The 14,116-nt window shown below is 60.9% G+C and carries 12 protein-coding genes; 2 read left to right on the top strand and 10 right to left on the bottom strand.

The genetic code is table 11. The features are described from left to right. From BHC62_RS09800 to BHC62_RS09825, 6 genes are all read right to left on the bottom strand, one after another. Nucleotides 1–1,323, bottom strand: a complete 1,323-nt coding sequence (locus BHC62_RS09800; RefSeq protein WP_070994874.1) for an HlyD family type I secretion periplasmic adaptor subunit — start codon at nucleotides 1,321–1,323, stop codon at nucleotides 1–3. After that, the gene (locus tag BHC62_RS09805) at nucleotides 1,320–3,071 is read right to left on the bottom strand and encodes a type I secretion system permease/ATPase (protein ID WP_070994875.1); all 1,752 of its coding nucleotides are present in this window, start codon (nucleotides 3,069–3,071) and stop codon (nucleotides 1,320–1,322) included. The genes BHC62_RS09800 and BHC62_RS09805 overlap by 4 nt, the downstream gene beginning before the upstream one ends. 177 nt (nucleotides 3,072–3,248) lie before the next feature. Further along, nucleotides 3,249–3,617, bottom strand: coding sequence for an AprI/Inh family metalloprotease inhibitor (locus tag BHC62_RS09810; protein WP_071610022.1), 369 nt, complete (start codon nucleotides 3,615–3,617; stop codon nucleotides 3,249–3,251). Nucleotides 3,618–3,835: 218 nt separating this feature from the next. After that, nucleotides 3,836–5,284 (bottom strand): serralysin family metalloprotease, encoded by a 1,449-nt coding sequence (locus BHC62_RS09815; RefSeq protein ID WP_070994877.1) that lies wholly within the window; start codon nucleotides 5,282–5,284, stop codon nucleotides 3,836–3,838. Between the two features lie 533 nt (nucleotides 5,285–5,817). After that, complete coding sequence (locus BHC62_RS09820; protein ID WP_029299975.1) at nucleotides 5,818–6,912, bottom strand: P1 family peptidase; 1,095 nt, start codon at nucleotides 6,910–6,912, stop codon at nucleotides 5,818–5,820. A gap of 9 nt (nucleotides 6,913–6,921) precedes the next feature. After that, nucleotides 6,922–8,286 (bottom strand): APC family permease, encoded by a 1,365-nt coding sequence (locus BHC62_RS09825; protein WP_029299978.1) that lies wholly within the window; start codon nucleotides 8,284–8,286, stop codon nucleotides 6,922–6,924. Between the two features lie 298 nt (nucleotides 8,287–8,584). Here BHC62_RS09825 and BHC62_RS09830 point away from each other — a divergent pair, with 298 nt between their 5' ends. Continuing rightward, the gene (locus BHC62_RS09830) at nucleotides 8,585–9,379 is read left to right on the top strand and encodes a helix-turn-helix transcriptional regulator (RefSeq protein ID WP_029299980.1); all 795 of its coding nucleotides are present in this window, start codon (nucleotides 8,585–8,587) and stop codon (nucleotides 9,377–9,379) included. 214 nt (nucleotides 9,380–9,593) lie between these two features. Here the strand turns inward: BHC62_RS09830 and BHC62_RS09835 are convergent, their stop codons facing one another. Genes BHC62_RS09835 through BHC62_RS09850 form a run of 4 tightly spaced genes read right to left on the bottom strand, consistent with a single transcriptional unit; the run spans nucleotide 9,594 to nucleotide 13,383 of the window. Beyond that, nucleotides 9,594–10,673 (bottom strand): polyamine ABC transporter substrate-binding protein, encoded by a 1,080-nt coding sequence (locus BHC62_RS09835; RefSeq protein ID WP_029299982.1) that lies wholly within the window; start codon nucleotides 10,671–10,673, stop codon nucleotides 9,594–9,596. 60 nt (nucleotides 10,674–10,733) lie between these two features. After that, complete coding sequence (locus BHC62_RS09840; protein ID WP_070994878.1) at nucleotides 10,734–11,075, bottom strand: cupin domain-containing protein; 342 nt, start codon at nucleotides 11,073–11,075, stop codon at nucleotides 10,734–10,736. A gap of 27 nt (nucleotides 11,076–11,102) precedes the next feature. Continuing rightward, nucleotides 11,103–12,509, bottom strand: coding sequence for an FAD-binding oxidoreductase (locus BHC62_RS09845; protein WP_070994879.1), 1,407 nt, complete (start codon nucleotides 12,507–12,509; stop codon nucleotides 11,103–11,105). 49 nt (nucleotides 12,510–12,558) lie between these two features. Continuing rightward, complete coding sequence (locus tag BHC62_RS09850; RefSeq protein WP_070994880.1) at nucleotides 12,559–13,383, bottom strand: AraC family transcriptional regulator; 825 nt, start codon at nucleotides 13,381–13,383, stop codon at nucleotides 12,559–12,561. A gap of 257 nt (nucleotides 13,384–13,640) precedes the next feature. On the opposite strand from BHC62_RS09850, the gene BHC62_RS09855 reads away from it, so the two are divergent. After that, on the top strand, nucleotides 13,641–13,913 hold the full coding sequence (locus BHC62_RS09855; RefSeq protein ID WP_070994881.1) for a DUF1652 domain-containing protein: 273 nt from the start codon (nucleotides 13,641–13,643) through the stop codon (nucleotides 13,911–13,913). Nucleotides 13,914–14,116 lie beyond the last annotated feature (203 nt).

The following is a 14,116-nucleotide window of genomic DNA, read 5'->3' on the forward strand; positions in this document are numbered from 1 at the left end:
TCATTCCTCGGTCAACGCCGAGCCGGCCCGGTCGAGCAGCGGCTTGAACAGGTAGTTGAGCAGCGAGCGCTCGCCGGTACGCACAAACATCTCGGCGGGCATGCCCGGCTTGATCACCAGGCCCTGGAGCTTTTCCAGGGAAGCATCGCTGACGGTGGTGCGCAGCACGTAATATGGCGCGCCGGTTTTTTCGTCGAGCAACTGGTCGGCGGAGATCAGGCTCACTTCTCCCGGCACCCGAGGCGTGCGGCTCTGGTTGAAGGCGGTGAACAGGATATCTACCGGCAGATGGCTGCCGACCTTGTCCACCAGGTTCACCGGCAAACGCCCCTCCACTTCCAGGCGCGTGTCCTGGGGCACGATTTCCAGCAGGGTTTCCCCGGCCCGCACCACTGCGCCCTCGGTATGCACCCCGAGGTTCACCGCAATGCCATCGGCCGGCGCGTTGATTTCACTGTGTTGCAGGTCAAAGCCGGCGGAGGTCAACTGCTGCTCCAGGGTCAGGCTGCGCAGCTGTGCGTCGGCCAGTTGGCTGCGCACTTCCTTCTGGTACTCCTCGCTGTGCTGTTGCAACTTGAGGCGCGATTCGAGGATGCCTTGCTCGATACGCCCACTTTCACCGGTGTTCTGCGCCAGGTCCTGCTGCACCTGGGACAGTTGGCGCTGGTATTCCAGCAGGCGATTGCGCGGGATATAGCCGTTGTCGGCCAAGGGTTGCAGGTTGGCCAGTTGATCACGTAGCGATTGCGCCTGGGCGCTCAGGTCAGTGCGGGCGCGGCGCATGCCGTTGAGTTGGGCGCTGGCGCCTTCAATACTGGCGCGGATCCCCGACTGCTCGCGGGCAAAGGCATCACGCCGGCTGCTGAACAGCTGACGCTGGCCTTCAAGTACCAGGGCCAGCGCAGGATCGGCGGCGCTACTTAGTTCAGCGGGAAAGACCACCGCCGGTAAGTTGTCGCGCTCGCTCTGCCAGCGGGCGACGCTGGCCCAGGCCATGCGGTATTGCGCTTGCAGGGAATGCACGTCGGCCTGGCTTTGGGTCTGGTCGAGGCGAAACAGCGGCTGGCCCTGTTTGACCACCTCGCCTTCGCGCACCAGGATTCGGCTGACCACGCCGGGGCTCAGGGTTTGCACGGCCTTGCGCTTGCCGGACACCACCACCGTGCCCTGTACAGGAATGCCCTGGTCCAGGGGCGCCAGGCTGGCCCAGAGGAAGAACCCTCCGGCGCCGACCACCGTCATTACCCAACCCAGGCGGGCGAAAAAGCGCGCATCGCGCTCGGGGAAGATCTGTTCGTTTGGCAGGCTGTTATCGGTACTCATTGGCCAGGATTCCTTGCCGCAGGATATTGACGGCTGAGGCTGACGCCGGCCTTTTCACGGGGTGGTTCCGCTTGCCCGGACAGCGCCCGCAGCACCTCCTGGCTGGGGCCGAATGCTTGCAGGCGACCTTCGTTGAGCACCAGCAGCTTGTCGGCCTGGGCCAGCGCCGAAGAGCGGTGGGTGACCAGGATCACGCTGCTGCCCTGGGCTTTCATCTGCATGATGGCGCTGGCCAAAGCCGCCTCGCCCACGGTGTCGAGGTTGGAATTGGGCTCGTCGAGCACGATCAGGCGCGGCCCGCCATACAGCGCGCGCGCCAGGGCCACCCGTTGTTTCTGCCCTCCGGACAAACCGCTGCCGTCGTCGCCCAACACGGTGTCGTAGCCCTGCGGCAGGCGCAGGATCAGGTCGTGCACCCCAGCTTGCTGGGCGGCCTGTACCACCCGCTCCGGGTCTGCCTGGCGAAAACGCGCGATGTTGTCGGCGATGCTGCCGCTGAACAGCTCGATGTCCTGGGGCAAGTAACCGACGTGCGGACCAAGGTCGTCGCGGTCCCAGCGATGGATATCGGCGCCGTCCAGGCGCACCGTGCCGGCCAGGGTCGGCCACACGCCCACCAGCACGCGCGCCAAGGTCGATTTGCCGGACCCGGACGCCCCCAATACCCCCAACACTTCACCGGCCGCGAGGTTGAAACTGACCTGGTGCAAAGTGGCCACCCGCCGCCCCGGAGGGCCGGCGCTGACCTGCTCGAAACTCACCTGGCCCTTGGGCGCCGGCAACGCCATGGCCTGCGCCCCCGGCGGGAACTCCTGCAACAGCTCATCGAGGCGCTGGTAGGCCAGCTTGGCCGAGCTCCATTGCTTCCACACCGCGATCAACTGGTCGATCGGGCTGAGCACCCGCCCCATCAGAATGGTCCCGGCAATCATCATCCCGGCGGTCATCTGGCCCTTGATCACCAACAAGGCACCGAGCCCCAGCACCAGCGATTGCAGGAGCAGGCGCAAGGACTTGCTCAGGGAGCTGATCACCGAACCGGTGTCGCTGGCCTGGTTCTGCAAGCCGAGAAACCGCGAATGCACCTGGAACCAACGAGCGCGCAGCGCCCCCAGCATGCCCATGGCCTGGATGGTCTCGGCGTTGTGCAAGTGGCTGGTGGCCAATTGGGTGGACTGTTGCGAGTAGCCGCTGGCTTCGCGCAACGGTTTTTTGGTCAGGTATTCGTTCAGGCATGCCAGAGCGATCAACAGCACGGCCCCAGCCGTGGCCAACACCCCAAGCCACACGTTGAACAGGAAGATCACCAGCAAGTAGATGGGGAACCACGGCGCATCGAAGAACGCAAACAACGCCGGCCCGGTGAGGAACTGGCGGATATGGGTCAAGTCGCCCAAGGATTGCCCGGCGTGGCCTTCGCCCCGTTGCAGGTTGCGCTCGAAGGCGGCCTTGTACACCTGCAGGTTGAACCGGCGCTCCAATTGGCTGCCGATGCGGATCACGATAAAGCTGCGCACCACTTCCAGGGTGCCGATGAAGGCAAAGAACCCCACCACCATCAGGGTCAACATCACCAAGGTGGTTTCGTTCTGCGATGACAGGACCCGGTCATAAACTTGCAGCATATAAATGGACGGCACCAGCATCAGCAAATTGATCAGCGCAGTGAAACAACCGACGCTGATCAGGATACTTTTATAATCGCCGAGGGCTTTAAACAGTGGTGCAGTGGGAGTGGTCTTCGCCATGTCGCCTGATCTTCCCTGGACTGAAATACGTGCGATAGTCTGCCGAGCGCCCCACTAAAGGGGGCGGGCAACTATTTATAAGGTGTTTAATACGTTGGAAGTGACAGGTTGAGATAGGTCACGCCCAGTAAATACCCCTATATCCGGCGGTTATAAATCTATAACCGCATGACTTTATTATTGTGTACGTTGCAGTAACAGCTCCAACCCAGTAGCAGAACGCGCGGTATATTCGCCTTCTTTCTGCCGGTTCAAATGGGTTATTCCGGTGCCCTCGGCATTCATCAGCCAGATACCATCCGGGGTGGGCAGCCAGGTCAGGGGTGTTTGCCCCAGCCACTGCTGCGCACAATCAATGTCACCGGCCAGGCTGTTGGGTTGAGCGATCAGATCCAGCTTGCACACCTGCTCTTGCCGGCGCAGTTGCCAGTGCCCGGCCAGTTGGGCGGTGCTGGGTAAAACAGGAATCCTTGCCATTGCGTTGGCTCCTACCGACACGAGCAACGCCGGGATCAACCAGGCGATTGCGTTACGAAAAATAGTCATCAACAGTACCCGGTTTGTGGTGAGCAGCACTTGTTGTTGTGTGGGGGGTTGCTGTGGCGAGCGGGCTTGGCCGGGAGCTGAAAAATGGGACTGCTGCGCAGTCCAACGGGGGACAAGCCCCCTCGCCACGACAAGCTCCACCACCAAAGCAAACGTTTACCAAAGTAAGCCCCTACCACAACAAGCAAGCCCCGCTCACCACAGGTCCTACGCCTTGATCAGGCCACGATGTCGCTGTAGGCCGCCTGGCCCACGGTGGTGACGAGGAAGTCCGCCACGCCGTGCCCGGCGAAGTCCACCGCCAACGTGCCCAGGTTGGTACCCGAGGCGTACGTCAGCACGGCATCGCCGGCAGCGCCGGTAAAGGCGTTGACGAAATGCAGGCCGCTGCCTTTGGTGATGCCGGTCAGGTCGATCTTGTCCGAACCCGAGGTGAAGTCAAGGATCTGGTCCGCCGCACCTGGGCGGGAGTCGGAGCTGGCACCGAACACAAAGGTGTCCGAGCCCGCGCCGCCCCACAGTTTGTCGGCCCCGCCACCGCCGTAGATCAGGTCATTGCCGGCCCCGCCCTTGAGGGTGTTGGCCACTGCGTTGCCGATCAACAGGTCGTTGCCCGAACCACCAAAGGCGTTTTCCACGGTCACGCCCTGGGCGATCGACACGTTACCCACCAGGCCGCCCACATCGGAGAACGACGTCTCGTTGAGGTTGATTTTCTGGTTCTGGGTAAAGCCGGAGAAATCCAGGGTGTCGTTGCCACCACCGTCCCATACCGAGAACACCAGCTTGTCGGCATTGGAGGTGGCGCTGAGGTGATCACGCCCGGTGTTGGAGTTGAACCCGTAGGTGGTATCGCCGGCACGGGTGTTGTAGTTGGCACCGTAGAGCTTCTGGATCGCCGCGATATCGTCGATCAGCGGGCCGGACGCATAAGCCTCTACCCCGCCTTTGGTGAAGTTCTGGTTGGTGTTGTTTTCGCCCCAGTAGCTCATCACGCTGTAGCCACGGGTGTCCTGGCCGTAGTCCGCGTCTCGGTAAGACGGGTTGCCGGTCCCGGCGTTGTAGTCGCCAGGGTGATCCAGGCCCAGGGTATGGCCGATCTCGTGGGTCAGGGTCTGACGCCCGTAGTTGTTCAGGCCCGGGTTGATGTTGGCGGTGTAGCTGTTGTTGATCAGGTACCACGAGGTGCCATCCGTGCCGCTCGTGTGGTACTTCTCATTGGTGCCGGGCAAGTAGGCAAAGGCAGCGGCACCATCCTGGCCGGCGCTGTAGTTGCCGAAGGTCATGTGGAAGTCGCCGCCCGAGGCTCTCTCGGTGAAGGTGACATTGGCCACATCGGCCCAGGATTGCATGGCCAGTACGGCCTGGCCTTTTTGCAGGTTGCTGAACTGGCTGAACCCGGAGATGCCATGCTTGTTCATGGTCGCCGAAGAGGCCGACGTCAGGAAGGTGTAGGTCAGATCGATCCTGCCGTTGCCGTCAACGTCCCGGTATGCCGCGTTTTCGCGCAGCAAATGGTCGGCTGCCTGGTCGACAGAGAACGAAGGTTTGCCATTGACCGTGAGGTTGCCGCCGCGGTCGTACAAATGGCTAAAGCTATCGATTTGTGAATAGGCACTACTTGCTTGAGCTGCCGAGACAATAGCTTTGTCTTTTACTTTCGACATAAACGTACTTCCTTGTTTGCAAGTGGAACAGTTTTTGTCCGATATGACGCTCTCTGGCGAGATCGTCCTATCACTCGCCTCTTATGAAGGCGAAAGAAAACTGACACAAACTTAAATCACACGTCCAGTATTTTTTTTGCTGGGAAAGTGCTCGAAAGGAATAACGCCTGCAAACATTGGGGAGGAAGTGTTTATATTATTTGTTTTGGGCTGCTTGGCGGGAAGTTGGTTATTTAAATATTAAATAGTGCTAAATAATTAAATGCCAGACAGGTCACGTTTTAATATTGAATGGATCCAATTATTTGATTGGGTTGCATTTTAAAAGTGTCACCGTGTCATTAAACACAATACATCCTGTGGCGAGCGGGCTTGCCCCGCGCTGGGGTGCGTAGGAGCCCTAAAAGCAGGCACTGCGGTTTACCTGAACGTCCGTGGAAGTCCTATTGGGGCTGCTGCGCAACCCAGCGCGGGGCAAGCCCGCTCGCCACAACAAGCCCGCTCGCCACAGACGCAGGCGCCCCCTCAACCCTTTAGCGCCATCCCGTCTGGCGCATTGCCTCCAGCAGCGTCTGCCCATCCAACCCCGGCACCAGCACGCCATCGGCAGTGGTCATGTCTTCCCCGGCGAGGATCGCATTAATGATCGCCTCTTCCACCGCCTCGGCCGCGGCACTGAACAATGGCGAAATATGATCATTGTTGACCATGTTCAATGCCGTACTGAGGGGCAAGTCCTTGCGCCCGTAATCCGCAGGCGGCAGGTCATGGTTGCCGGTGGCGAACGCCAGGAACAGATCGCCACTGGAATCCTCGGTGCCGCCGCCGGTGCGGGCAATACCGATGGAGGCGCGTTGTGCCAGGCGCTGGCATTGGTGCGGCAGCAACGGCGCATCGGTGGCGATGATCACCACGATGGAGCCCATGCCCGGGGTGCCACGGTCGGCAAACGGCGAGGCAATTTCCATCAAATGGCGCCCCACCGGATACCCATCCACCCGCAGTTCCTGGCGCTTGCCGTGGTTGGCCTGCACCAGCACGCCAACGGTCCAGCCGCCCTGCTCCGCCGGCAACTTGCGCGAAGCGCTGCCAATGCCGCCCTTGAACTCATGGCAGATCATCCCGGTGCCGCCGCCCACCGCGCCTTCCTGCACCGGGCCGGATTCGGCATTGGCCATGGCCTGGAGCACATGCTCCGGCCCGATGTGCTGGCCCCAGATATCGTTGAGCAGGCCGTCATAGGTCTCCATCACCACCGGCATGCACCAGTACACCGCCGGGTCAGCCAGGCTGTCGCGCTCCAGGGCAATCAGGGTGTCACGCACAATGCCAATACTGTGGGTGTTGGTGATTGCCATGGGCGTGGTCAGCAGCCCGGCTTCGCTGATCCATTCCAGGCCAGTGGCGTCGCCATTGCCGTTGAGCACGTGATACCCGGCAAAACACGGCTGCAGCCGCGCAGCACCGGCCCGCGGCTGGATCAGCGTGACCCCGGTGCGAACCTGCTTGCCATCGATCTGCTCCTTGAGCGTGCTGTGGCCGACCCGAACCCCGGGGACATCGGTAATCGCATTCAATTCGCCGGGTGTGCCCAACCCCAACGTAATGCCCAATTGACGTGCGCGCATAACCACTCCTTACAGTTTCTGGAACGCCGGACTCGACCGGCCGCTGATGCAATACAGGATCACCGACAAGGCCAGCAGGCCGATGATAATCATGATGTCGCGCATGGACGCGGCGATAAACAAGGTAAACAACAGATATCCCGCGCCCGCCACAGCCAGCAAGGCCGGCACAGGCCACAGGGGCATGCGGTACGGGTGCTCGCGGTCACGCAGCAGCACCCGGCTCATCAGCGCGCTGAGGGCGACGATCAGGTACACCAGCATGATCAACAACACGCTGAAGGACGTCAGGTCCGCCAGGTTGGAGCTGAAGCTGAGCAGTGCCGAAGGGATCGCCAGGAACAGCGTGGCCAACCATGGCGAATCCCAACGCGGGTGGATACGGGTGAAGAGTTTGTTGATGGTCGGTGTCCACAGCGCATCGCGGCCACTGCTGAACACGACCCGGCCGATCTGGATCACGATGGCGACGATGGCGTTGAACACGGAGAGGAAGATCCCGGCACTGACCAGGCGTGACAGGGTTTCATTGCCATGACTGGTCAGCAGGTAACCGATGGGGTCCGGGCTGCTGATCATCTCGCGCAGGGATGGGGCGCCAATCAACAGTGCGGTGATTGGCACCAGTTCGATCACCACCACCAGGCCCAGGGACCACAGCACCGCCTTGTGCACGCCCTTGCCGCCGCATTTCATGTCTTCGGCCAACAACACCGCCGGGCCATAGCCGTTGAACGAGAACAGGCCGATGCCCACGGCGCCGATCACCAGGGCCCAGGGCGCCAGGTGCAATACGCCGTTTTCGACGATCTGCGGCTGGAACAGCACGCTGGCCGGCTGCACCGGGTTGCCAAAGCCGATAAACACAATCACTAGCAACGCCGCCACTTCCAGCAGCAGGCAGGTACCGGTGATCCACGCATTGAGCTTGATATTGAGGATGCCCAGGGCGTAACTGCAGACCACGATCACCAGGGCCACGGTTTGTGAGTCGAATTGCGTGCCCAGGGCGTTGTTGAGGTAGGTCGCCGCGCCAGTGGCCAATACCGGCGGGATAAACAGCAGCATTACCAGTACGGTGAGGAAGGTGGCATAGCCCGCCATCCCGCCGAACACTCGCTTGGCGTACACATACTCGCCACCCGCGCTGTTATGGGCACGCCCCAGTTCGGCGTAGCAAAAGGCGAACATCAGCGCCAGTAGCCCGGCCATCACAAACGCCAGGAACACCCCACTGCCGGCTTGCTGGATGGCAAACGGCGCAATGACAAACACGGAACTGGCTGGGGTCACCGCCGAAACGGTAATGGCCACTACATCGAACACACTCAAGGTTGGTTTCAGCACGCCATCAGGCGTGGGGGTGGTGCTCATATCGTTATCCTCTTGTTTATTCTTTTTATTGGAAAGCTGGTTTGAGGCAGAAACGAAAAAGAAGGAGCGATCAATTTTTTTATTGTAGGAGCGAGCTTGCTCGCGAAAGACGTCAACGCAAACGCGTGCTGGCTGGGCAACCGCAGCGCGCCCAGGTTTTTCGCGAGCAAGCTCGCTCCTACAGGGAATGTAGGGGTTGCCACTGCACCGGCCAATTCCCCTATTGGAGTACTCCCCTTGACGGGGCTGGGTAAAAACCGAACCCTTGGCCGATCTTTCAGCCACCGGAACCCATCACATGAGCCTGTTCAGGGAAATCAGCATGCATGCGGGCCTGGGCCGTACCGTGTCGCAAATTGGCACCGAGCGCTTCTGGAAGCAATTGGTGCTGTTGCTGCACCAGAACCTCGCCTTTGATAACGCCCTGGCGATCTTCTACCCCGTGGATGGCCCGCCCCAGGCGCTGGAAGAGTACGACGCGCAGCCCACCAGCAAACCAGCGTCGATGCTGGTGTACCTCAATGGCTTGTACTTGCTCGACCCGTTCTTCCAGGCGTGCCGCGAAGGCTACGCCAGTGGCGTATACCGCCTGGAAGAAGTGGCGCCGGACCATTTCCGCCAGAGCGAGTACTTCCTCAATTACTTCCACGACAACGTGCTGGAGGATGAAGTGCAATTCATCCTGCAACTGCCTGGGGCGGGCACCTTGTCGTTGTCATTGGGGATGCAGCGGGTATTTAGCGCGACGGAAACCGGGCTGCTGTCGCTGCTGGCGGCGTGGGTGCTGCCGTTGATGCAACAGCATTGGCAGCAGAGTACCCAGCGCGCGCCGGCCGGCGAGGCAATGGCCAGCCAGATACGCGATGCGTTGAGCCATTTCGGCAGCGGGGTGCTGTCCGAGCGCGAACTGGAAATCGCCCGCCTGGTCCTGCGCGGGTTCTCGTCCAAGGCCATGGCCGAACGCCTGAGCATCTCGCCGGACACGGTCAAGGTGCATCGACGCCACCTTTACGCCAAGCTGGATATCTCGTCGCAGCCGGAGTTGTTCTCGTTGTTCATCCAGTCGCTGGGGCATGACCTGGATAACCCATAGGGCAGGCATGTGGGAGTGGTGGACCAAGTAAGGATGTGTCGACTGGCCTACCGCCATCGCAGGCAAGCCAGCTCCCACATTTGACTTGTGGTGTGGTCACAATTTTCTGCTCGCTGAGTTACCCCTGTGGGAGCGGGCTTGCCCGCGATAGCGGTGTGTCAGTTACATTTATCTAACCTGACACTCCAGCCCCCACCAGGGTAAGCCTGCTGCCTTAGCGCCCGGTGCGGATGGTGTTCCAGATCCGTGTGCGAATGCGGTCGATCTTCATCGGCATGGCTTCGAGGGCGAACAGCTTGCCCATCATCTCTTCGCTCGGGTACACCTTGGTGTCGCTCTTGATCACCGGGTCTACCAGGCTGTCGGCAGCGCTGTTGCCGTTGGCGTAGTGCACGAAGTTGGTGATACCGGCCATCACGTCCGGGCGTAGCAGGTAGTTCATGAAGGCATAGCCGGCTTTTTCATCCGGGGCGTCGGCGGGCATGGCGACCATGTCGAACCAGATCGCGGCGCCTTCCTTGGGGATGTTGTAGCCGATTTTCACGCCATTCTTGGCTTCCTTGGCCCGGCTTTCGGCCTGCAGCACGTCACCCGAGAAGCCTACCGCCACGCAGATATCGCCGTTGGCCAGGTCGCCGGTGTATTTGGAGGAATGGAAGTAGGCGATGTAGGGCCGCACCTTGATCAGCAGCGCCTCGGCTTTTTTGTAGTCCTCGGGGTTCTTGCTGTGGTGCGGCAAGCCCAGGTAGTTCAGGGCGATCGGCAGCAGTTCCGGACCGTTATCGAGGATCGCCACCCCGCATTTGCTGAGTTTTTCCATGTACTCGGGCTTGAAGATCAAGTCCCAGGAATCGACCGGCGCATCGTCGCCCAGTACGGCCTTGACCTTGTCGATGTTATAGCCGATGCCAGTGCTGCCCCACAGGTACGGGAAGCCGTGTTCATTGCCCGGATCGTTGGTTTGCAGGGCCTTGAGCAGCACCGGGTTGAGGTTCTTCCAGTTCGGCAACTGGCTCTTGTCGAGTTTTTTCAGGGCCCCACCCTGGATCTGCCGGGCCATGAAGTGGTTGGACGGGAAAACCACGTCGTAACCCGAATTGCCGGTCATCAACTTGCCATCCAGGGTCTCGTTGCTGTCGTACACGTCGTAGCTGAAACCGATCCCGGTTTCCTTCTGGAAGTTCTTGGTGGTATCCGGTGCGATGTAGCTCGACCAGTTGTAGATCTTCACCGTTTCGGCGGCCTGGGTCAGGGACGCCACCAGCATCAAGGGCAACAGGGCAATGGGTCTCATGGTTCGATTTCCTGGCGGTTATAGGGCTGTTTTTATGGCAGGCGATCAAGGATCAAAAGATTAGAGGATCAACACATAGGTCTTGCGCACGGTCTCCTGGATATCCCAGATCCCCGTGCTGTTGGCCGGCAACATCAGTGCATCACCGGCTTCGATCTGCAGGGTGTCACCGTCATCGGGGGTGAAGGTGCAGCGGCCCCGGATAAAGTGGCAGAACTCCTGGGCCACGATCTGGCGCCGCCAGCGGCCTGGGGTGCATTCCCAGATGCCGGTTTCGACGCCATCGCTGCGCTCCACGCTGAGGGTGGACGCCACGGCAATCGGGGTGCCGAGGGGCACAGCGACCGGGCTTGAGTCCGGCAGGTGGCGGTTAAGTGTGTCTTTGAACTGGGTAATGCTCATGGTCATACCTGTGGTGATTGAAGCGACTTAGTGCATGAAACCTTCCATGAAGCCGGCCATGCCGCTGGCCAGCTTGCGCCGCCAGGGCGCGGTGTTCGGATCCGCCAGGGTCTGGTCCTCGTGGACAAAGCTGCGGATGATCGCGTTGTAGCCCAGCCAGCGGCACGGCTCCGGTTCCCAGCCCTTGAGGGTGTTCAGGCCGCCATCGCGCAGCACCCACGGTTGCTGGACCAGCGGTGTGTCGCGCCCAAGGATCAGGTCAGCCAGGGTTCGCCCGCCCAGGTTGCTGGCGCCGACGCCCTCCCCGCCGTACCCGCCCGACAAGGCGATGCCGCTCTGTTGGTCGCACAGCATGTGCGGCCGAAAGCGCCGCGACATGCCGAGGTTGCCCCCCCAGGAGTGGGTGACGCGCACATGCTGCAGTTGCGGGAACAGCTCGCAGAACAGGTAGCGGCGCAACTCCACCTCGCTTTCGGTGAGGTCGAAGTTGTGCCGCAACTTGCCGGCAAACTGATAACCACCGCGGGCCCCGAATACCAGGCGGTTATCCGCGGTGCGCTGGCCATAGGTGACCTGGCGGCTGCTTTCACCAAAAGCCTGGCCCTGATCCAGGCCGATTTCCTCCCAGGTACTGGCAGGCAAGGGTTCGGTCGCCACGATCAGGCTTTGCACCGGCAGTTGATAGCGGCCCAGGGGCTTGAGCGTCGGGGCATAGCCCTCCACCGCTGGCACCACCCATGAGGCCCGGACGTGGGCCTTGGCGGTGCGCAGGCTGGCGGCCTGCCAGTGGGTGACCGGACTGTTCTCGTAGATCGCCACGCCCATGGCCTCGACCACCCGCGCCAACCCGCGCACCAGCTTGGCCGGATGGATCGTCGCAACGTGGGGGGTATAGACCGCGCCATAAGCCGAGGCGATACGGATCTGCCCGGCCAGTTGCTCGGGGCTGAGCCAGCGGTAGTCAGCGTCGCTCAGGCCTTGGCCGTGGAGCTTGGCCAGGTATTCGCGCAGGCTGGCTTCTTGCTCGGGGTAGCGGGCGGCACAGTGCAACGCCCCGCCCTTGCGGTAGTCGCAGTCGATGCCTTCGCGCTGCAGCACCTGCCCGACTTCATCGGGGATGCCGTGCAGCAGGTCAAACGAGGCCCGGCGTTGCTCGGCAGGTAAACCGGCGAGCAAGCGGTCTTCGCCCAAGAGGTTGCCCATCAACCAACCACCATTGCGCCCGGAAGCGCCGAAACCGGCAGTCTGGGCTTCGATGATCACCACCTTGAGCTGCGGTGCGTGGCGCTTGAGGTAATAGGCAGTCCACAACCCGGTGTAGCCGGCGCCAATAATGGCCACATCGACATCCAGGTCATGCTCCAGGGACGCGCGCGCCTCCAGCGGCTCTTGCAGCTGGTCCATCCACAAACTGATCTTGCGCCATGCCGGCATGCCCAGACTCCACCACCAAACGTCGATGGCGTGATCCTAGTGCCTGGCTTCAGTCGTCGTCTTGCGCGCGTGCACGCAGAGAAATTTGTTTCACGTAGGCCTTGGGTGACAGGCCGGTGTGTTGGCGGAAACAGCTGTAGAACGCCGATAACGAGTTGAATCCGGCGGAAAATGCCAGCTCATCAATGCGTATCGGCGGCGTGGCGCCATCCAGTGCCGCGAGCAAATGCTGCAGACGGGCCTGGTTGACGTAGCGGTAGAAGCTCTGCCCCAGCACCTGGTTGAGCAGGTAGGAAATCTGGTTGCGACTGTAGCCACACTCCTTGGCTACCCGTTGCAGGTCCAGTTCAGGGTCGAGATACGGTTGCTGACGCTGGAAGTACTGCTGCAAATCGTTGGCCAGGTAGCTCAGTTGCTGGGGCGACAAGCCCAGGCGGCTGACGGTCGGTCGCGTGGCCTGGGACCGGGAGCGGCTGGTGGCGGGTTCGTGTACCAGGGATGCGTATTCGTTGACACGCCAGATCAGCCCGTCGCGCACGGTGATCGCCTCACTGGTACGAAACGACACCAGGCCCTGGCCGCCACGCAAGGTCACGCGATACTGGATAAATGCAGTATCGCCATCGGTGCGGATACGATCAGTGTGCTCGATAGCCTCATCGGGGTCGCGGGGCATGCTGGCTTGCAGGTACTCACGCAGTTGGTCGAAGCACACCACACGGTTCTGGAAGAAGTCGTGGTACTGGATATCTGGGTGATAGTGCGCCATGACCCCGTCCAGATCGCGGTGCTTCCAGCACAGGTGATGGCGCAACACTACGTCGGCAGTCGCTTGCGTCTGTTGCGGGCTATCGGCCGGGACGGTCTGTGGCATACAACACTCGCAAGCGGCTAAAGCCTGGAGCTTGCACAACTTTACCGAGTGCTTCAATGGCAAAGTGACAGTTTCAAATAATGGCCTTTTGCCTAAGCAGTTGTAAGACATGACCCACGTCAAACTTCTTGCAAGCAACTGCCGAACGGACCGAAAAAAACCCGATACCTATTGCGAGTGAGTGCTATTTTTTAAGCTTCACGGTCAGGACCATTGATGGACCTGACGCCCTTGCCGCGAGCTAAAGGAAGCGCTCAATGAACAAGGTTGGTCACATGAACAAAGTGACATTCCCCAATGCCTGCCAGTTGATGCGCTGGCATTTTCACCCGGTAGGCTTTGAAGGCAGCATGGACGCGCCCGGCAGCATGATCGCGCGATTGTTTGACCGAGAGAGTGGCGAAACCCTGATCGCCATTGCTGGCATTCCCTGTGCCACGGTGATGAACGCCGCGGATGTGGAACGCATTATCGAAGCGATTGAGGCAGAGCTCGAATCGTTTATACGCCCGCAGTTGCGGCAGGCGTAGTTGCAGGGCTTGCTGTGGCGAGCGGGCTTGTTGTGGCAGCGGCCTTCTTGTGGCGAGCGGGCTTGCCCCGCGCTGGGCTGCGCAGCAGCCCCAATAAGCTCACTGAGTTTAGTCAGGTAAACCGAGGGCGTCGGTTCTAGGGCTGCTGCGCAGCCCAGCGCGGGGCAAGCCCGCTCGCCACAGCAATCCCACTAAGCCCACTT

Origin of the sequence: Pseudomonas sp. 06C 126 (genome assembly GCF_001855215.1) — a bacterium.
GTDB lineage: Bacteria > Pseudomonadota > Gammaproteobacteria > Pseudomonadales > Pseudomonadaceae > Aquipseudomonas > Aquipseudomonas proteolytica.

Excerpts from the sequence above, each read along its gene's own strand:
- BHC62_RS09800 (WP_070994874.1), bottom strand. The coding sequence starts at position 1,323 with ATGAGTACCGATAACAGCCTGCCAAACGAACAGATCTTCCCCGAGCGC.
- BHC62_RS09805 (WP_070994875.1), bottom strand. The coding sequence starts at position 3,071 with ATGGCGAAGACCACTCCCACTGCACCACTGTTTAAAGCCCTCGGCGAT.
- BHC62_RS09810 (WP_071610022.1), bottom strand. The coding sequence starts at position 3,617 with ATGACTATTTTTCGTAACGCAATCGCCTGGTTGATCCCGGCGTTGCTC.
- BHC62_RS09815 (WP_070994877.1), bottom strand. The coding sequence starts at position 5,284 with ATGTCGAAAGTAAAAGACAAAGCTATTGTCTCGGCAGCTCAAGCAAGT.
- BHC62_RS09820 (WP_029299975.1), bottom strand. The coding sequence starts at position 6,912 with ATGCGCGCACGTCAATTGGGCATTACGTTGGGGTTGGGCACACCCGGC.
- BHC62_RS09825 (WP_029299978.1), bottom strand. The coding sequence starts at position 8,286 with ATGAGCACCACCCCCACGCCTGATGGCGTGCTGAAACCAACCTTGAGT.
- BHC62_RS09830 (WP_029299980.1), top strand. The coding sequence starts at position 8,585 with ATGAGCCTGTTCAGGGAAATCAGCATGCATGCGGGCCTGGGCCGTACC.
- BHC62_RS09835 (WP_029299982.1), bottom strand. The coding sequence starts at position 10,673 with ATGAGACCCATTGCCCTGTTGCCCTTGATGCTGGTGGCGTCCCTGACC.
- BHC62_RS09840 (WP_070994878.1), bottom strand. The coding sequence starts at position 11,075 with ATGAGCATTACCCAGTTCAAAGACACACTTAACCGCCACCTGCCGGAC.
- BHC62_RS09845 (WP_070994879.1), bottom strand. The coding sequence starts at position 12,509 with ATGCCGGCATGGCGCAAGATCAGTTTGTGGATGGACCAGCTGCAAGAG.
- BHC62_RS09850 (WP_070994880.1), bottom strand. The coding sequence starts at position 13,383 with ATGCCACAGACCGTCCCGGCCGATAGCCCGCAACAGACGCAAGCGACT.
- BHC62_RS09855 (WP_070994881.1), top strand. The coding sequence starts at position 13,641 with ATGAACAAGGTTGGTCACATGAACAAAGTGACATTCCCCAATGCCTGC.